This window comes from Streptomyces thermocarboxydus (genome assembly GCF_024760485.1).
In the GTDB taxonomy this organism is placed as follows: domain Bacteria; phylum Actinomycetota; class Actinomycetes; order Streptomycetales; family Streptomycetaceae; genus Streptomyces; species Streptomyces cellulosae.
Genome location: NZ_CP058273.1, coordinates 1,545,279 through 1,561,437, shown reverse-complemented (window position 1 = coordinate 1,561,437; position 16,159 = coordinate 1,545,279). Strand labels below are relative to the sequence as shown.

Annotated in this window: 16 protein-coding genes; 6 read left to right on the top strand and 10 right to left on the bottom strand. The window is 71.6% G+C overall.

The window, feature by feature from the left end; genetic code table 11:
• Nucleotides 1-5 precede the first annotated feature (5 nt).
• A complete protein-coding gene (locus AY578_RS07345; protein ID WP_019522175.1) occupies nt 6-1,454 on the top strand; it encodes an NCS2 family permease in 1,449 nt (482 codons plus the stop codon).
• 71 nt (nt 1,455-1,525) lie between these two features.
• On the opposite strand, the gene AY578_RS07340 is transcribed toward AY578_RS07345, so the two are convergent.
• The 3 genes from AY578_RS07340 to AY578_RS07330 all read right to left on the bottom strand — a co-directional run bounded on the left by AY578_RS07340 (nt 1,526) and on the right by AY578_RS07330 (nt 4,413).
• Entirely contained in the window at nt 1,526-2,983 is a 1,458-nt protein-coding gene (locus AY578_RS07340) for a peptidoglycan D,D-transpeptidase FtsI family protein (RefSeq protein WP_019522174.1), read from the bottom strand.
• Nucleotides 2,984-3,162: 179 nt separating this feature from the next.
• Nucleotides 3,163-3,636, bottom strand: a complete 474-nt coding sequence (locus AY578_RS07335) for a GNAT family N-acetyltransferase (RefSeq protein ID WP_019522173.1) — start codon at nt 3,634-3,636, stop codon at nt 3,163-3,165.
• Nucleotides 3,637-3,639: 3 nt separating this feature from the next.
• A complete protein-coding gene (locus AY578_RS07330) occupies nt 3,640-4,413 on the bottom strand; it encodes an IclR family transcriptional regulator (protein WP_004989734.1) in 774 nt (257 codons plus the stop codon).
• A gap of 142 nt (nt 4,414-4,555) precedes the next feature.
• Between AY578_RS07330 and AY578_RS07325 the strand changes: the two genes are divergently transcribed.
• Entirely contained in the window at nt 4,556-6,085 is a 1,530-nt protein-coding gene (locus AY578_RS07325) for an aldehyde dehydrogenase (NADP(+)) (RefSeq protein ID WP_258902189.1), read from the top strand.
• A gap of 21 nt (nt 6,086-6,106) precedes the next feature.
• Here the strand turns inward: AY578_RS07325 and AY578_RS07320 are convergent, their stop codons facing one another.
• Both AY578_RS07320 and AY578_RS07315 read right to left on the bottom strand, forming a co-directional pair.
• On the bottom strand, nt 6,107-6,769 hold the full coding sequence (locus tag AY578_RS07320; protein WP_019522171.1) for a response regulator transcription factor: 663 nt from the start codon (nt 6,767-6,769) through the stop codon (nt 6,107-6,109).
• 90 nt (nt 6,770-6,859) lie between these two features.
• Nucleotides 6,860-8,593 (bottom strand): sensor histidine kinase, encoded by a 1,734-nt coding sequence (locus AY578_RS07315; RefSeq protein ID WP_258902188.1) that lies wholly within the window; start codon nt 8,591-8,593, stop codon nt 6,860-6,862.
• 220 nt (nt 8,594-8,813) lie between these two features.
• Here AY578_RS07315 and AY578_RS07310 point away from each other — a divergent pair, with 220 nt between their 5' ends.
• From AY578_RS07310 to AY578_RS07295, 4 genes are all read left to right on the top strand, one after another.
• A complete protein-coding gene (locus AY578_RS07310) occupies nt 8,814-9,410 on the top strand; it encodes an LURP-one-related family protein (protein WP_136239292.1) in 597 nt (198 codons plus the stop codon).
• 47 nt (nt 9,411-9,457) lie between these two features.
• Nucleotides 9,458-10,066 carry a DUF1349 domain-containing protein gene (locus AY578_RS07305; protein ID WP_019522168.1) on the top strand — a complete coding sequence of 203 codons (609 nt, stop codon included), beginning with the start codon at nt 9,458-9,460 and terminating at the stop codon, nt 10,064-10,066.
• A 101-nt stretch (nt 10,067-10,167) separates the two neighbouring features.
• Entirely contained in the window at nt 10,168-10,908 is a 741-nt protein-coding gene (locus AY578_RS07300; RefSeq protein WP_136239293.1) for a DsbA family oxidoreductase, read from the top strand.
• 101 nt (nt 10,909-11,009) lie between these two features.
• On the top strand, nt 11,010-12,062 hold the full coding sequence (locus tag AY578_RS07295) for an aminotransferase class V-fold PLP-dependent enzyme (protein ID WP_215047991.1): 1,053 nt from the start codon (nt 11,010-11,012) through the stop codon (nt 12,060-12,062).
• Nucleotides 12,063-12,158: 96 nt separating this feature from the next.
• On the opposite strand, the gene thpD is transcribed toward AY578_RS07295, so the two are convergent.
• The 5 genes from thpD to AY578_RS07270 all read right to left on the bottom strand — a co-directional run bounded on the left by thpD (nt 12,159) and on the right by AY578_RS07270 (nt 15,827).
• Nucleotides 12,159-13,055, bottom strand: a complete 897-nt coding sequence (thpD, locus tag AY578_RS07290; protein WP_019522165.1) for an ectoine hydroxylase — start codon at nt 13,053-13,055, stop codon at nt 12,159-12,161.
• A 6-nt stretch (nt 13,056-13,061) separates the two neighbouring features.
• Nucleotides 13,062-13,460 (bottom strand): ectoine synthase, encoded by a 399-nt coding sequence (locus AY578_RS07285; RefSeq protein ID WP_019522164.1) that lies wholly within the window; start codon nt 13,458-13,460, stop codon nt 13,062-13,064.
• A 33-nt stretch (nt 13,461-13,493) separates the two neighbouring features.
• Nucleotides 13,494-14,765: a diaminobutyrate--2-oxoglutarate transaminase gene (gene ectB, locus AY578_RS07280; RefSeq protein ID WP_019522163.1), complete on the bottom strand. Its 1,272-nt coding sequence runs from the start codon at nt 14,763-14,765 to the stop codon at nt 13,494-13,496.
• A gap of 67 nt (nt 14,766-14,832) precedes the next feature.
• Nucleotides 14,833-15,339, bottom strand: a complete 507-nt coding sequence (gene ectA, locus AY578_RS07275; RefSeq protein ID WP_136239294.1) for a diaminobutyrate acetyltransferase — start codon at nt 15,337-15,339, stop codon at nt 14,833-14,835.
• A 353-nt stretch (nt 15,340-15,692) separates the two neighbouring features.
• Nucleotides 15,693-15,827, bottom strand: a complete 135-nt coding sequence (locus AY578_RS07270) for a hypothetical protein (RefSeq protein WP_258902187.1) — start codon at nt 15,825-15,827, stop codon at nt 15,693-15,695.
• Nucleotides 15,828-16,159: the final 332 nt, after the last annotated feature.

Here is a 16,159-nt window from a genome sequence, read left to right as displayed (position 1 = left end):
GTTGCATGTCCGAGGCACAGAAGACGGCCGAACGGCAGGACGGTGCGCCGCCCGCGGCGACGGGCGTGGACCGGTTCTTCCGGATCACCGAACGGGGCTCGACGTACGCCCGTGAGATACGCGGCGGCTTCGCCACCTTCTTCACGATGGCCTACATCCTCGTGCTCAACCCGCTCATCCTGGGCAGCGCGAAGGACAAGTTCGGTGAGCAGCTCGACCCGGTGCAGCTCACCACCGCCACCGCCCTGGTGGCCGCCGTGATGACGGTCATCATGGGCGTGGGCGGCAACCTGCCCCTCGCCCTGGCCGCCGGACTGGGCCTCAACGCGGTCGTCGCCTTCCAGCTCGCCCCGCTGATGAGCTGGGACGACGCGATGGGCCTGATCGTGCTGGAGGGCCTGCTCATCTGCGCCCTGGTGGTGACCGGGCTGCGCGAGGCCGTCATGCACGCCATCCCGCAGCAGCTGAAGCAGGCCATCAGCGTCGGCATCGGTCTGTTCATCGCGCTGATCGGCTTCGTCGACGCCGGGTTCGTCACCCGCATCCCGGACGCCGCGAACACCACCGTGCCGGTCCAGCTCGGCAGCACCGGCACCCTCGCCGGCTGGCCGATGCTGGTGTTCTGCGTCGGTGTGCTCCTCACCATCGGCCTGCTCGCCCGCAAGGTGCGCGGCGCGATCCTCATCAGCATCGTCACCATGACCGTCGTCGCGCTGGTGATCAACGCGCTCGCCGACGTCGAGACGTGGGGCCTCACCACCCCGGAGTGGCCCGACAAGATCGTCGACACCCCCGACTTCGGTCTCCTCGGCCAGTTCAGCCTGTTCGGCGCGTTCGGCCAGGTCGGCGTCGTCACCGTCGTGCTGCTGGTGTTCACCCTGATCCTGTCCGACTTCTTCGACACCATGGGCACCGTCGTCGGCGTCAGCGCCGAGGCCGGCCTGCTGGACGACGACGGCAAGGTGCCAGGACTCGGCAAGGTGCTGCTGATCGACGGCGCCGCGGCCGTCGCGGGCGGCGCCGCCTCCGCCTCCTCGGCGACCTCCTACATCGAGTCGGCGGCCGGCGTCGGCGAGGGCGCCCGCACCGGCTTCGCCAACCTGGTCACCGGCGGCCTGTTCGCGCTGGCGCTGTTCTTCACCCCGCTGCTCACCATCGTCCCGCTCCAGGCCGCCGCGCCCGCCCTGGTCGCCGTCGGCTTCCTGATGATGACGCAGGTCAAGCACATCGAGTGGGACCGCTACGAGATCGCCATCCCGGCGTTCCTCACCATCGCCGTGATGCCGTTCACCTACTCCATCACCAACGGCATCGGCGCCGGCTTCCTCGCCTACGTCCTGATCAAGACGGTGCTGGGCCGCGCCAAGGAGGTCCACTGGCTGCTGTGGGGCGCCTCGGCGCTGTTCCTGGTGTACTTCGCGATCGACCCGATCGAGCAGCTCCTCGGCGTCTGACCCCGCCGCACAGCACGCGCGGGCCGCCCCTCGAGCACCGGGGCGGCCCGCACGTGTGTGACCCGCGAGGTTCAGTCCTGGAGCGCGGCCCTCATGGTCTCCCGCGCGATCGGGGCGGCCAGTCCGTTGCCGCTGACCTCCGAGCGCTGCGCGTCCGACTGCTCCACCAGCACCGCCACGGCCACCTTCTTGCCGTTCGAGCCGGACTCGGCGTACGAGGTGAACCAGGCGTACGGCGTCTTGCTGTTGTTCTCGCCGTGCTGGGCCGTGCCGGTCTTGCCGCCCACCGTGGCGCCGGACAGCTGCGCGTTGGTGCCCGTGCCCTCCTCCACCACCGTCCGCATCGCCGACCGCAGCTGCTCGGCGGTCGAGGAGCTGACGATCCGCCGCGTCGAGGCGTCCTCGTCGTGGTCCTCCAGCACGTCGCCGCCGCTGTCGGTCACCTGGGACACCATGTGCGGCGACACCAGCTCGCCGTCGTTCGCGATCGCCGCCGACACCATCGCGATCTGCAGCGGCGTCGCCGTCACGTCGAACTGGCCGATGCCGCTCAGCGCGGTCTGCGCCCGGTCCATGTCCGAGGGGTACACGCTGGGGTAGGCGCGCACCGGGACGTCCTGCTCCTCGTCGTTGAAGCCGAACTTCTCCGCCGTCTCGCGGACCTTGTCCTGCCCCAGGTCGACGGCCATCTTGCCGAAGACGTTGTTGCAGGAGTACTGCAGCGCCACCCGGATCGAGGCGTTCTCGCAGGGCGCGGACGGGTTCTCGTTGCCCAGGTCCTTCGACGTGCCCGGCAGCGGGTAGGGGTCGGGGCTGTCGGTCCGCTCGTCCACCGAGCCGTACAGCCCGTCCTCCAGCGCGGCGGCCGCGACCACCAGCTTGAACGTCGAGCCGGGCGGCAGCGGCTGGCGCAGCGCCCGGTTGGTCAGCGGCTTGTCCGGGTCCTCGTTCAGCCGTGTCCACGCCTCGCCGGCGGTGCCGGCGTCGGTCAGCGACGTCGGGTCGTACGACGGGGTCGACACGGCGGCGAGGATCCGCCCCGTCTCCGGGTCGATGGCGACCGCGGCGCCCTTCTTGTCGCCGAGCGCCTTGTACGCCGCCTTCTGCACGGCCGGGTCGACGGTCGTCACCACGTTCCCCGGCGCGGCCCGTTTGCCGGTGACCGTGTCCGTCACCGTCTTCAGACGGGGGTCCGTGCCGTTGAGGACGTCCGCGTAGATGCCCTCGAGCTGGGTCGGCGCGTAGGCCTGCGAGGCGTAGCCGGTCACCGCCGCGTACAGCGGACCGTCCGTGTAGGTGCGCTTGTAGGCGAGGTCGCTTCCCTTCGTCCGCGCCGAGCCGGTGATGTGCTCACCGGCCACGACGATGTTCCCCAGCGGCTCCGCGTACGTCTCGATCGCGTTGCGCCGGTTGTCGCTGTCGTCGGCCAGTGCCCGGCCCTCGTAGAACTGCACCCAGGTCGCCCGCACGAGGAGGGCGAGGACGAGGAGCAGCGTGAAGACGGAGGCACGTCTGATGGTCCTGTTCATCGCGTCAGGACAGACGAGTGGGGGAGGGTGCGGCGTTCCCGCCCGGTCCGATTCTCATCCGGGGTTCATACGCGCGCCCACCGGGGCGTGAGGTTGCTCACCCATGACCGGTGGGGGCCGCTCGCGCAGTTCTCCGCGCCCCGGGTGAGCTGTTTACACGCGCCCTGGAGGAGAACGGCTCAGGTCTCCAGCGTCAGGACCAGTTCGTCCGTCTCCTCGCCGCGGCCCGGTGCGTAGCCCCTGGCCTTGCCCGTGACCTCGAAGCCGCACTTGCGCAGGACCCGCAGCGAGCCCGTGTTGTCGGCGGCCAGGCGCGCGTAGAGCGGGCGGTCGGTGACCTCGGTGAGCAGGGCGCGGAGCGCGGCCGTCGCGATGCCCCTGCCCCAGTAGGCGCGGTCGATCCAGTACGTCACCTCGCGCTCTCCCGCCTCCCCGAAGACGGACACGGAGCCCACCACGTCCCCGTCCACGAGCACCGTGCGCGCCACGATCTCCGGCGAGCTGCGGATGTAGGTCCACTTCGCCTCGAAGCGGTCACGGTCGGCCGGGTCCTCCGGGGTGAAGGCGGCCATCCGCACCGACTCCGGGTCGTTCGTCTGCCGGAAGAAGACGGGCAGGTCGCTGTCGTGCACCGGGCGCAGGGCGATGTCCACGGGTCAGAGCCTCCGGGTGGCCAGGGTCAGCCGGTCGCGGGCGTCGAACAGGGCGTCCTTCACCATCTGTTCGTGGGCGGGGGTGAGCCGGGCCACCGGGACCGAGCAGCTGATGGCGTCCCGGGCGGGCGTGCGGTAGGGGATGGCCACGCCGAAGCAGCGCAGCCCCAGGGTGTTCTCCTCGCGGTCCACGGCGAAGCCCTGCTCCCGCACCTGGTGCAGCTCCTCGATGAGCTTCTCCCGGTCGGTGATCGTGTTCTCGGTGAGCGCGGGCAGCGTCTCGGGGAGCATCTTGCGGACCTGCTCGTCCGTGTAGGTGCTCAGCAGCGCCTTGCCCAGCGAGGTGGAGTGCGCGGGCAGCCGGCGTCCGACGCGGGTGAAGGGGCGCAGGTAGTGCTGGGACTGGCGGGTGGCGAGGTACACGACGTTCGTGCCGTCGAGGCGCGCCAGGTGGATCGTCTCGGTGGTGTCGTCGGAGAGCCGGTCCAGCGTGGGCCGGGCCGCCGCGACGACCTCGTCGCCGTCGATGTACGAGGTGCCGACCAGCAGCGCCCGCACGCCGATGCCGTACCGGGTGCCCGTCGCGTCCGTCTCCACCCAGCCGAGGTCGACCAGCGTGCGCAGCAGCATGTACAGGCTGGACTTGGGGTAGCCGACGGCCTCCTGGACCGCCGCCAGGGAGTGCATCCCGGGGCGTCCGGCGAAGTATTCGAGCAGTTCAACGGTCCGTACCGCGGACTTGACCTGCGCCCCGCCGCCCGTCTCGCCAGCCGACATCGCCCTTGACCCCTTCGTTCGCCGGGAAATAGTCTCCGAAGCGCATTCACCCACAGAGACAGTGTTCAGTATATCGAACAACTGCCGTGGGTGGCGTACATACTGCGGCATTGCATGCGGCATTCAAGTGGAGGGACCCGCGGTGGCAGCAGCACCAGTCTGGAGTGTCGACCCCCGAACCGGGAAGCAGCGTGAACAGGTTGCGGTGGAGGCCACAGCCCAGGAGGTGGACGCCGCCGTCCGGGACGCCCACGCCGCGCGCGAGGCGCTGACCGACCGCACCGTCCGCGCCGCCTTCCTGCGCTCCGCCGCCGACGAACTGGAGGCCGCCCGCGACCGGCTCGTCGAGGCCGCCGACGCCGAGACCGCGCTCGGCCCGGTCCGCCTCACCGGCGAACTCGCCCGCACCTGCTACCAGCTGCGCGCCTTCGCCGGCATCGTCGAGGAGGGCGACTTCCTCGGTGTCGTCATCGACCACCCCGACGACACGGCCACCCCGCCGATCCCGGACCTGCGCCGCTACAAGGTCCCGCTGGGCGTCGTCGCCGTCTACTCGGCGTCCAACTTCCCGTTCGCGTTCTCCGTGGCCGGCGGCGACACCGCGAGCGCCCTGGCCGCCGGCTGCCCCGTCGTCGTCAAGGCCCACCCCGACCACCCCGCCCTGTCGGAGCTGGTCGCCAAGGTGATCCGCCGTGCCGCCGCACGGCACGACGTGCCCGACGGCGTGCTCGGCCTGGTGCACGGCTTCGACGCCGGCATCGAGCTGATCCGGCACCCGCTGGTCGCGGCGGCCGGCTTCACCGGCTCGGTCCGCGGCGGACGCGCCCTCTTCGACGAGGCCGCCGCCCGTCCCGTGCCGATCCCCTTCCACGGCGAACTCGGCTCGCTCAACCCGGTCCTGGTCACCGAGGCCGCCGCCGCCGAGCGCGGCGAGGCGATCGGCGCCGGGCTGGCCGGCTCGATGACGCTGGGCGTCGGCCAGTTCTGCGTGAAGCCCGGACTGGTCCTCGCCCCGGCCTCCGCGGCCGGCGACGCCCTGCTGAAGTCCCTCACGGACGCGGTCAGCGACACCGACCCCGGTGTCCTGCTCGACCACCGTATGCGCGACAACTTCCTCGCCGGGGTCACCGAGCGCGCCCAGCTCCCCGACGTGGAGTCCCCGGTGACCGCGGGCGCGGGCGGCGAGCACACCGTCAGCGCCGGCTTCCTCACCGTCCCCGCGGAGCGGCTGACCCACGAGGGCGCGCACGACCTGCTGCTGGAGGAGTGCTTCGGACCGGTCACCGTGATCGCCCGCTACACGGACGAGGCGGAGGCACGGGCGGTGCTGTCCCGGCTCCCCGGCAACCTCACCGCGACCGTGCACCTCTCCTCCGAGGAGGCGGCCGGACAGGGCCGCGGTGCCGAACTGGTGCGGGAGCTCACGCCGCTCGCGGGCCGCGTCCTGGTGAACGGCTGGCCGACCGGCGTCGCCGTCGCCCCCGCCCAGCACCACGGCGGCCCCTACCCGGCGACCACCTCCACGTCCACCTCCGTGGGCGGCACGGCGGTCGAGCGCTGGCTGCGGCCCGTGGTCTACCAGGGCGCCCCCGAGGCGCTGCTGCCGCCGGAGCTGAAGGACGACAACCCGCTCGGGCTGCCCCGCCGCTTCAACGGCCGTCTGGAGCGCTGACCCCGTCCGGCCGGCCGGCGTTCACCCGCCGGCCGGCTCCAGGCCCGCGTCCCGGGCCAGGAGCGCGGCCTGCACCCGGTTGTCGCAGTCCAGCTTGGTCAATATCCGGCTGACGTACGTCTTCACCGTGGCCTCGCTCATGTGCAGCCGCGCCCCGGCGTCCGCGTTGGACAGCCCCTCCCCGAGGAGCGCCAGCACCTGCAGCTCCCGCTCGGTGAGCGCGGACAGCCGGCGGCGTGCCTCCTCCCCGCGCGCGGTCGCGGCGGGCGAGGCCAGGGTGTCCACCACGTGCCGGGTGGCGGCCGGCGAGAGATACGCGTTCCCGGCCGCCGCCGCGCGGACCGCGTGGATCAGTTCCTGCGGCGCGGAGTCCTTCAGCAGGAACCCGGCGCCGCCGTGGCCCAGCGCCCGCAGCACGTTCTCCCGCTCCCCGAACGTCGTCAGGATCAGCACCCGCACCTGGGGCGCCACCCGGCCGATCTCGGCCAGCGCCGTCAGCCCGTCCAGCTCCGGCATCTGGATGTCCAGCAGCGCCACGTCGACGGCGGTCGAGCGGGCGGTTTCCACCGCCTCCCGGCCGTCCCGCGCCTCCGCGACGACGTCGATGTCGTCGGCCGAGGTGAGGATCATCCTGATGCCGGCCCGGATGAGCGGCTCGTCGTCGGCGACCAGGACCCGGATCACGCGGCCTCCTGCGCGGTGCGGTGGGACGGGCGGATGGCGGAGCCATGCCATCATGCCCGATCCCGCCGCCGGCCCGGAGACGGCGGCCCGTCAGATCTCGTGCGGGTAGGACTCCTTGGCGACCAGCTTCCCGTCGCGGAAGCAGAACCGGTACACGATGTCCGCCTCGTCGTCCACGTAGTGCTCGCACACCGCGTCCTGGGGCAGCGGCGGACCCTGCTTCTCCACGCCGTCGGTGAGCAGCGAGTCGCCCTCGGGGAACTGCTTGCGCAGCTCCGCCTCGGCGTCGCCGATACGCGCGTCCTCGTACACGTACGCCGGTATGATCCCCTTCTCCACCTCGTCGATCGCCTTGTTCACCCCCCACACCAGCAGGGCGCCGACACCGGCGACGAGGACGACGGAGACGAGGGCGCACCCCAGGGCGACGTTCTTCTTGCTGCTCATGATGGCGGCGTACTCCTTCGGGTCGGAGCGGTTCATGTCCGCTCCACCGTCGCCCGCCGCGCCCGCTGGGATCTGCCCCCGAACGTCGCGTTCCGCGGCGACGGACGTCGCGTCCTCCCGGCCCACCGGCGAGGCGCCGTCGCCGTACGGCAGCACACCGGCGAGCCGGAAGCCGCCGTCGGGGGAGGGGCCGCTGTGCACCATGCCGCCGACCAGCCGGGCCCGTTCCTCCAGCCCCGCGAGACCCTGGCCCCCGCTGATCGCGGGCGGTCCGGAAGGCGCCCCTTCCGGCACCGGGGCGTTGGCCACCTCCACCACCAGGCTGTCCGGCTCGTAGCGCAGCTCCACGGTGATCGGGGCGCCCGGCGCGTGCTTGTGCGCGTTGGTCAGGCCTTCCTGGACTATGCGGTACACCGCGTGGTCCGCGGCCGCGGCGAGCGGCCGCCGCTCGCCCGAGCGGCGCAGCTCCACGGGCGCGCCCGCGCTCCGCGACGACGCGACCAGCGCGTCCACCCCGGCCGCGCCCCGCTCGTGCGGCGCCCCGGCCGCCTCCGGTTCGGGGCCCGGAGCCGGCGCGGGCGGCTCCTCGGTGTCGTCCCGGAGGATGCCGACCGCCTCGCGCAGCTCCCGCATCGCGGACCTGGCGGCCTCCCGCAGGATGCCCACCCCCTCCCGCTGCCGGTCGCCGAGACCAGGGTCCACCTCCAGCGCCCCCGCGTGCACCGCGATCAGGGCGAGCTGGTGGCCGAGGCTGTCGTGCATGTCCTGGGCGATCCGCTGCCGCTCCAGCAGCCGCGCCTGCCGCGCCACCATCGCCTGCTCGCGCACCAGTTGGGCGTTGTGCCGGCGCAGCGCCTCCAGCAGGTCGCGGCGCTGCGCGCGGTACCGGGACGCGAGCCCCGGAACAACCGCCAGCGCCAGATAGGGGCCTCCGCCCAGCACCGCCGTCATCAGCAGCGACAGCCCCGGTATTCCCTCGCCCCCGTCGGCGAGCAGGGCGGGGACGACGTACAGCACCAGCCCGGCGGCGTATGCGCCCACCGCGCGCCAGGGACGCCTGATGCGGCTGCCCGCCGACCAGCTCGCGTAGATCAGCAGCGGGCCGCAGCCGAGGACCGAGCCGGCCAGGACGGAGGAAGCGAGGAGCACGGTGGCCGGCAGCGACCGTCTGACCAGCGAGAGCAGGGCGACGAGCAGGGCCACCGCGCCGCCGCTCGCGGCGGAACCGCTCTCCGCGCCGTACATCGTGCCCGCGATGCCCGCGAGCACCAGGAGCAGCACGGCCTCCCCGGCGATCCGGCCGCGGGACCAGGGGGAGGCGGCGGCCAGCCGGGACAGCAGGGGAGGGGCGGGGCGAGAGATCGGCGCTGTGTCCACGCGCCCGACCCTAGGGGCCCGCACCGGGGCGCCGGCATCCTCCCTCCGTAGCGGCCCCGAACGACGAAAGTGAACGGCGCCCGTCAACGTCCGTATCGTCTTTGGTCGTTGAAGCACGCGACTTTGGGAGACTGCGCCCGCCCGGCCCGTCCGGCGACGATGGCGACGCCGGTGAGGACCCCGCCGGCGGGACATCTCCACCGACACCGGGAGCACAGCAGTGGACGCAACGGGAGCCTGGTCGGGCCGACGCTTCACCGTCACGCAGAAGGCCACCCTGAGGACCGACCGCTACCTCGTCACCGAGACCGCGCCGGACGGCTCGGAGGGCCGTGTCCTCGCCCACGCCGTGCTGAAGCGGTTCTCCCTCAAGGAGGAACTGACCTTCTGGACGGACGAGTCCCGGAGCCAGGTCGCGTTCACCGTCAAGGAGCGCACCCTGCTGGACCCCGGCGAGGGCTTCGACGTGCTGGACGCGGAGGGCAAGCCGATCGGCTCCTTCCACGAGCGGTTCTTCACCTCCCTGGTCCGCTCCACCTGGGTGCTGGAGCAGCCGGGCGCGCCCGACGCCGTGGGCCGCGAGCGCAACCGGTTCGTGGCCGTGCTGCGCCGGGCCTGGGACTGGCTGCCGCTGGACCTGGTGCCGTTCGCCTGGCCGTACCACTTCGACTTCGAGACGGACGGCAAGCCCGTGATGAGCGTCGACAAGAAGCTCGGCCTGCGCGACCGCTACCGCGTCGAGGTGACCGACCCCGCCCTCGACCTGCGGCTCGCCGTCGCCCAGGCGGTCGCCCTGGACACCTTCCAGGGCCGCTGACCGGGACCCGCTACGCGCACCGGGGCCGCTCCTGGGACAATCCCGCCATGGACCTGGACATACCCGAACTCCCCTTCCCGCTGCGGACCTACGGCCCCGACGGCTCCTGGTCCTACGAGGACGGCGTGCTCACCGGATGGGCGGGACCGCGGCAGGACCGCTTCGTGCCGCCCACCGGCGAGTCCCTGGAGTCCGCCGCCGACGCGCCCCGGCTGCTCGGCGCGCCCGACGGCGACTTCCAGCTGATCGCCCGGGTCACGGTCGGCTTCGCCGGCTCCTTCGACGCCGGGGTGCTCTACGTCCACGTCGGCGAGCGCGCGTGGGCCAAGCTGTGCCTGGAGTACTCCCCGGACGTGCCCACCGTCTGCACGGTCGTCACCCGGGGCCACTCCGACGACGCCAACTCCTTCACCGTGGAGGGCAAGACGGTCTGGCTGCGGGTGAGCCGCACCGGGCGCGCCTTCGCCTTCCACGCCTCCCGCGACGGCAAGCAGTGGACCTTCGTCCGGCTGTTCACCCTCGGCGACGAGAAGGAGACGGGGGCGGCCCTGGTCGGGTTCGCGACCCAGTCGCCGATGGGGGAGGGGTGCGTGGTGACCTTCGACCACATCGAGTACCGGCTGCACTGGCCGCCGGACCTGCGCGACGGCAGCTGAGCGAGGTCCGGGCCCACCGGGAATGCCGACGGTTGCTTGAACGTTCATCCGGTTGCGGAGGACGTCTCCGCAGCCGAGCCGACCCTGGAGAGAGCCCGCCCATGCGCGTCGAGATCTGGAGCGACATCGCCTGCCCCTGGTGCTATGTCGGAAAAGCCCGCTTCGAGAAGGCGCTGGCCTCCTTCCCGCACCGCGACGGGGTCGAGGTGGTCCACCGCTCCTTCGAGCTCGACCCGGGCCGCGCCAAGGACGACGTCGAGCCGGTGCTCACCATGCTCACCAAGAAGTACGGCATGAGCCAGGCGCAGGCCGAGGCCGGCGAGGACAACCTGGGCGCCCAGGCCGCCGCCGAGGGCCTGCCCTACCGCACCCGCGGCCGCGACCACGGCGGCACCTTCGACATGCACCGCCTGCTCCACTTCGCCCGCGAGCACGGCCGCCAGGAGAAGCTGCTCGACCTGCTCTACCGGGCCAACTTCGCCGAGGAGCGCTCCCTGTTCGGCGACGACGAGCGGCTCGTCGGACTCGCCGAAGCCGCCGGCCTCGACCCCGACGCGGCCCGCGCGGTGCTCGCCGACCCGGAGGCGTACGCCGCCGAGGTCCGCCAGGACGAGCGGGAGGCCGCCGAGCTCGGCGCACGGGGCGTGCCGTTCTTCGTGCTCGACCGGAAGTACGGCGTCTCCGGCGCCCAGCCCGTGGACGTCTTCACCAAGGCGCTCACCCAGGCCTGGGGCGAGCGGTCCCCGCTCACCCTCGTCGACGGGGGCACGGACGCCGAGGCATGCGGCCCGGACGGGTGCGCGGTGCCGGACCGGGACGACACGCGGGCGCGGAACGCGTAGGGACGAACCCGCAGGTCGGCGGGAACGTATAAGCGTTCCTTAGCGGTACCGCGCAGACATGTGCGATGGACGGGGGCACGGCGGGGTCGCAGAGTGGTCCCATGGAGACCTTCGAGAGCCTCGTCCGTGCCGAGTTCACCCCGAAGAACACCTACCTGAACACCGCGAGCAGCGCCCTGCTGCCCGCCAGGGCCGTCGCCGCGCTCGACGCGGCTGTCCGGCTGCGCGCGGAAGGGCGCCCGCTCGACCCGCTGTTCGCCGACGTCGAGGTGTGCCGTGCCGCCTACGCCCGGCTGGCCGGCGTGCCCGCCGAACGGGTCGCGGCCGGGGCGACCGTCGCCCTGTTCTCCTCGCTGGTCGCCGCGTCTCTGCCGCCGGGCGCCGAAGTCCTCACCGCCGACGACGACTTCACCTCCGTACTGAACCCGTTCCACGCGCGCGGCGACCTCAAGGTGCGGTCCGCGCCGCTGGAGGCGCTGGCCGACGCCGTGCGGCCGGGCACCGCGCTGGTCGCGGTCAGCGCCGCGCAGTCCGCCGACGGCCGGATCGCCGACCTGCCCGCGCTGCGCGAGGCGGCCCGCTCCCACGGGGCGCGCACCTACGCCGACTTCTCCCAGGCGGCCGGCTGGCTGCCGGTGCGGGCAGGCGCGTACGACTACACCGTCGCCATCACCTTCAAGTGGCTGCTGGGCGCGCACGGCGCCGCCTTCCTCACCGTCCCCGAGGACTTCGGCGACCTGGTCCCGGTGCAGGCCGGCTGGACCGCGGGGGAGGACCCGTGGGGCAGCTGCTACGGCCCCGTCACCGAACTCGCCCGCAGCGCACGGCGGTTCGACACCACCCCCGCGCTGTTCAGCTACGCGGGCCTGCGGGCGTCCCTCACGCTTCTGGAGGAGCTCGGCGTGGACGCCGTCCGCGCCCACGACCTCGCCCTCGCCGACCGGTTCCGCACCGGGGCCGCCTCGCTGGGCCACGAGCCCGTGCCGGCGCCCGGCTCGCCCATCGTGTCCGTGCCGGGGCTGGGACGGCTGCAGCCGGAGCTGTCACGGGCCGGCATCGAGGTGTCGAACCGGGCCGGCAACCTGCGGGCGTCGTTCCACCTCTACAACACGGCCGCCGACGTGGACCGGCTGCTGGACGCGCTGTCCGGCTGAGCGCACGGCAGCGGGCCGGTGCCTCCTTGTCCCACACGAGGAGGCCCGGCCCGCAGTCGATGGGGCGGTGCGCACACGTCACCGCCGTACGTGTCACTACTTCACGGGGGTGAAGTCCCGCGCGCCGATGAACTCGGGGCGGCGGATCGGGGCCGCGAAGGGCTCGACCGCCGCGTTCTCGACGCTGTTGAAGACGATGAACACGTTGCTGCGCGGATACGGCGTGATGTTGTCGCCGGAGCCGTGCATGCAGTTGCAGTCGAACCAGGTCGCCGAGCCCGGCTTGCCGGTGAACAGCTTGATGCCGTACTCCGACGCCATCGTGGTCAGCGCCTCGTCGGACGGCGTCCCCGCGTCCTGCATCTGCAGGGACTTCTTGTAGTTGTCCTTCGGGGTGGCGCCCGCGCAGCCGAGGAACGTCTTGTGCGACCCCGGCATGATCATCAGACCGCCGTTGGTGTCGTAGTTCTCGGTGAGCGCGATCGAGACCGAGATGGTGCGCATGTTCGGCAGGCCGTCCTCGGCGTGCCAGGTCTCGAAGTCCGAGTGCCAGTAGAAGCCGCTCGCGCCGAAGCCGGGCTTGACGTTGATCCGCGACTGGTGGACGTACACGTCCGAGCCGAGGATCTGCCGGGCGCGCCCGACGACCCGCTCGTCGCGCACCAGCCGGGCGAACACCTCGCTGATCTTGTGCACCTCGAAGACCGAGCGGATCTCCTGCGACTTCGGCTCGACGATCGAGCGCTCGTCCGCGCGGATCGCCGGGTCGCTCACCAGCCGGTCCAGTTCGCGCTTGTAGACCTCGACCTCGTCCGGGCCGATCAGCTGGTCGACGGCCAGGAAGCCGTCGCGGTCCAGCGCCTGGAGGTCACCGGCCGAGACGGGGCCGGGCGTGTCCGGGGAACCCCAGACGACCGGGTCCTGGCGCGGGGTGACCACCTCGGTGGCACCGCGGGTCGGGTACAGATCGGTGACGCGTGTGGTCGTGGTCACGGTGGATCACACCTCCTCGGTGAGCAGCGGGTAGACGCCGTTCTCGTCGTGGTCCTCCCGTCCGGTCACGGGCGGGTTGAAGACACAGATGCAGTGGAAGTCCTCCTTGACCTTGAGCGTGTGCCGCTCATGGCCGTTGAGGAGGTACATCGTGCCGGGGGTGATGTGGTACGTCTTCCCGGTCTCGCGGTCGGTCAGCTCGGCGTCGCCCTTGGTGCAGACGACCGCCTCGATGTGGTTCGCGTACCACATGTTCGTTTCCGTACCCGCGTACAGGATCGTCTCGTGCACGGAGAAGCCGACCTTCTCCTTGGCGAGGACGATGCGCTTGCTCTCCCACGTGCCGGACGCGCTCTTGACGTGCCGGTCGGTGCCTTCGAGCTCCTTGAACGAACGGACGATCACGGTGTTGCGATGCCTCCTCGGCTGGGGTGTTCTTCAGGCGGTTTCACGGACGGCGCGGGCCAGGACCCTGAGGCCCTCGTCCAGCTCGTCCGGGGTGATGGTCAGGGCGGGGAGCAGCTTGACGACCTCGCTCTCCGGGCCGGACGTCTCGATCAGCAGACCGAGCTCGAAGGCGCGTTTGGCGACACGGCCGGCGCGCTCCTTGTCGTGGAACTCCAGGCCCCACACGAGACCGCGGCCGCGGAACTCCTTGACGTCGGCGGGGCTCTCCTCGGTGATGGCGGTCATCGCCTGCTCCACCTGCTCGCCGCGCTTGCGGGTCTGCTTCTCCATCGCGGAGCCGTCCGCCCAGTACGCCTCCAGGGTGGCGGTGGCCGTCACGAACGCGGGGTTGTTGCCGCGGAACGTGCCGTTGTGCTCGCCCGGCTCCCAGACGTCCAGCTCCGGCTTGAACATGGTCAGCGCCATGGGCAGGCCGTAGCCGCTGATCGACTTGGAGACGGTGACGATGTCCGGCGTGATGCCCGCCTCCTCGAAGGAGAAGAACGCGCCGGTGCGGCCGCAGCCCATCTGGATGTCGTCGACGATGAGCAGCATGTCCTGCCGCTCGCACAGCTCGGACAGGGCGCGCAGCCACTCGGGCCGGGCCACGTTGATGCCGCCCTCGCCCTGCACGGTCTCGACGATCACGGCGGCCGGCTTGTTGAGGCCCGAGCCCTGGTCCTCCAGGATGCGCTCGAACCACAGGAAGTCCGGGACCTGGCCGTCGAAGTAGTTGTCGAACGGCATCGGCGTGCCGTGCACCAGCGGGACACCGGCGCCGGCCCGCTTGAAGGCGTTGCCGGTCACGGCGAGCGAGCCCAGCGACATGCCGTGGAAGGCGTTGGTGAACGACACGACAGACTCGCGGCCCTTCACCTTCCGCGCCAGCTTCAGCGCGGACTCCACGGCGTTGGTGCCCGTCGGGCCCGGGAACATGACCTTGTACGGCAGGTCACGCGGCCGCAGGATGTAGTTCTGGAAGGACTCCAGGAACGCGCGCTTGGCCGTCGTCGACATGTCGAGACCGTGCGTGACGCCGTCCCGCTCCAGGTAGTCGATCAGGGCGCGTTTCAGGACGGGGTTGTTGTGGCCGTAGTTGAGTGAACCGGCTCCGGCGAAGAAGTCGAGGTACTCGTGGCCGTCCTCGTCGTACATGCGGCTGCCGTGCGCACGGTCGAAGACGGTGGGCCAGCCGCGGCAGTAGCTGCGCACCTCGGACTCGAGGGTCTCGAAGACGCTGAGGTCGGGCTGGGTGATGGTCACGACGAATCGCTCCTCGGTGGCGTGGGAAGTCGGAGGAATCGGAAGATCGGGGGGCCGGGCCGGCCCGTCAGAGGGCGAACGGCCCGATGCGGTGAAGAACCTCGGGGTCGTGCGGTCCGTCGGGGAAGTCCGGGGTGCCGAAGAGCACCTCGCGCTCCAGCAGGGCGCCGTGGCGCTCCGCGAACGCGGTGAACAGGCGCTCGGAGGCGGTGTTGCCGGGGGACACGGTGGTCTCCAGGGTGTCCACGCCGTGCTCCGCTGCGGTCCGGGCGGCCAGCGCGTCGAGCATGGCGGCGGCCAGACCGCGGCCGCGGTGCGCCTCGTCGACGGCGACCTGCCAGACCAGCAGGGTGCGCGGGCTGTCCGGGCGGAGATAGCCGGTGATGAAGCCGACCGCCTCTCCGCGCTCGTCGCGAGCGACGGCCGAGGTGGCGGCGAAGTCACGGCACCACAGCAGATAGCTGTACGACGAGTTCAGGTCGAGGACCTTCGAGTCCCTGGCTATCCGCCACAGCACGGCTCCGTCCGCCACGGTCGGGCGGTCGATTTGCAGGTCTGCTTGTGCGGCAGTCATGCGAATTGAACTTACCGAGGTAAATTCAAAATTGCATCGTCTCGCGGGGTTACGTGCGAGCGTGTCATGTGTTATCGCGCGTGCAGGCGTGTCCGCGCGAGGGGTCTCTGAAATGCCCCTTTTCGTACGGTGGAAAGTGGGGCGAATCGGGTGCGGTGTGGAACCTGTCACATCTGTGTAACTCTCGTGACCGCGCCCGGAAACGTCCGGTAGCCGCTTCTTGGATCGGGGTGTTTAGGGTCCGGAAGAGCGGGCAGAAGAGAACGGGAAGCTGTTCACGCAAGTAATAGGGAAATAAGCCGGGGAATGTCGCGGGAGTATCTGTGCGGGGGATTCCGATAAACAATCGGAATTTACGCTCCCGTCATCCCGTCGGGGAGCCCGGCGCATGCCTTCCGCCCCCGGGCGATCTTCCTCCGCCACACGGCGAGCGTCTTGTCCATCCCGTTCTCCGGGTCGAGGGTGAACCCGGGTTCGTCCTCGTGCACCGCAGGCACGTCCTGCCTGCCGGCGATCCCTCCGGCACCGGTCGTGTCCGGGCCCCACGCGTCGTGTCCGGCCGCGCCGGAAGCGGCCTGGCGGCAGCTCGTCTGCGGGGGCCTGCGGTGTCCCGTCTGCGGCTCGTGGGGGCTGGTCGCGCAGTTCCTCGCGCCCCTGGAGGGGCGGCAGTTCGTTTGCCGGGGTCTGCGGTGTCCCGTCTGCGGCTCGTGGGGGCTGGTCGCGCAGTTCCCCGCGGTCCTGGAGGGGCGGCAGTTCGTTTGCCGGGGTCTGCGGTGTCCCGTCTGCGGCTCGTGGGGGCTGGTCGCGCAGTTCCCCGCGC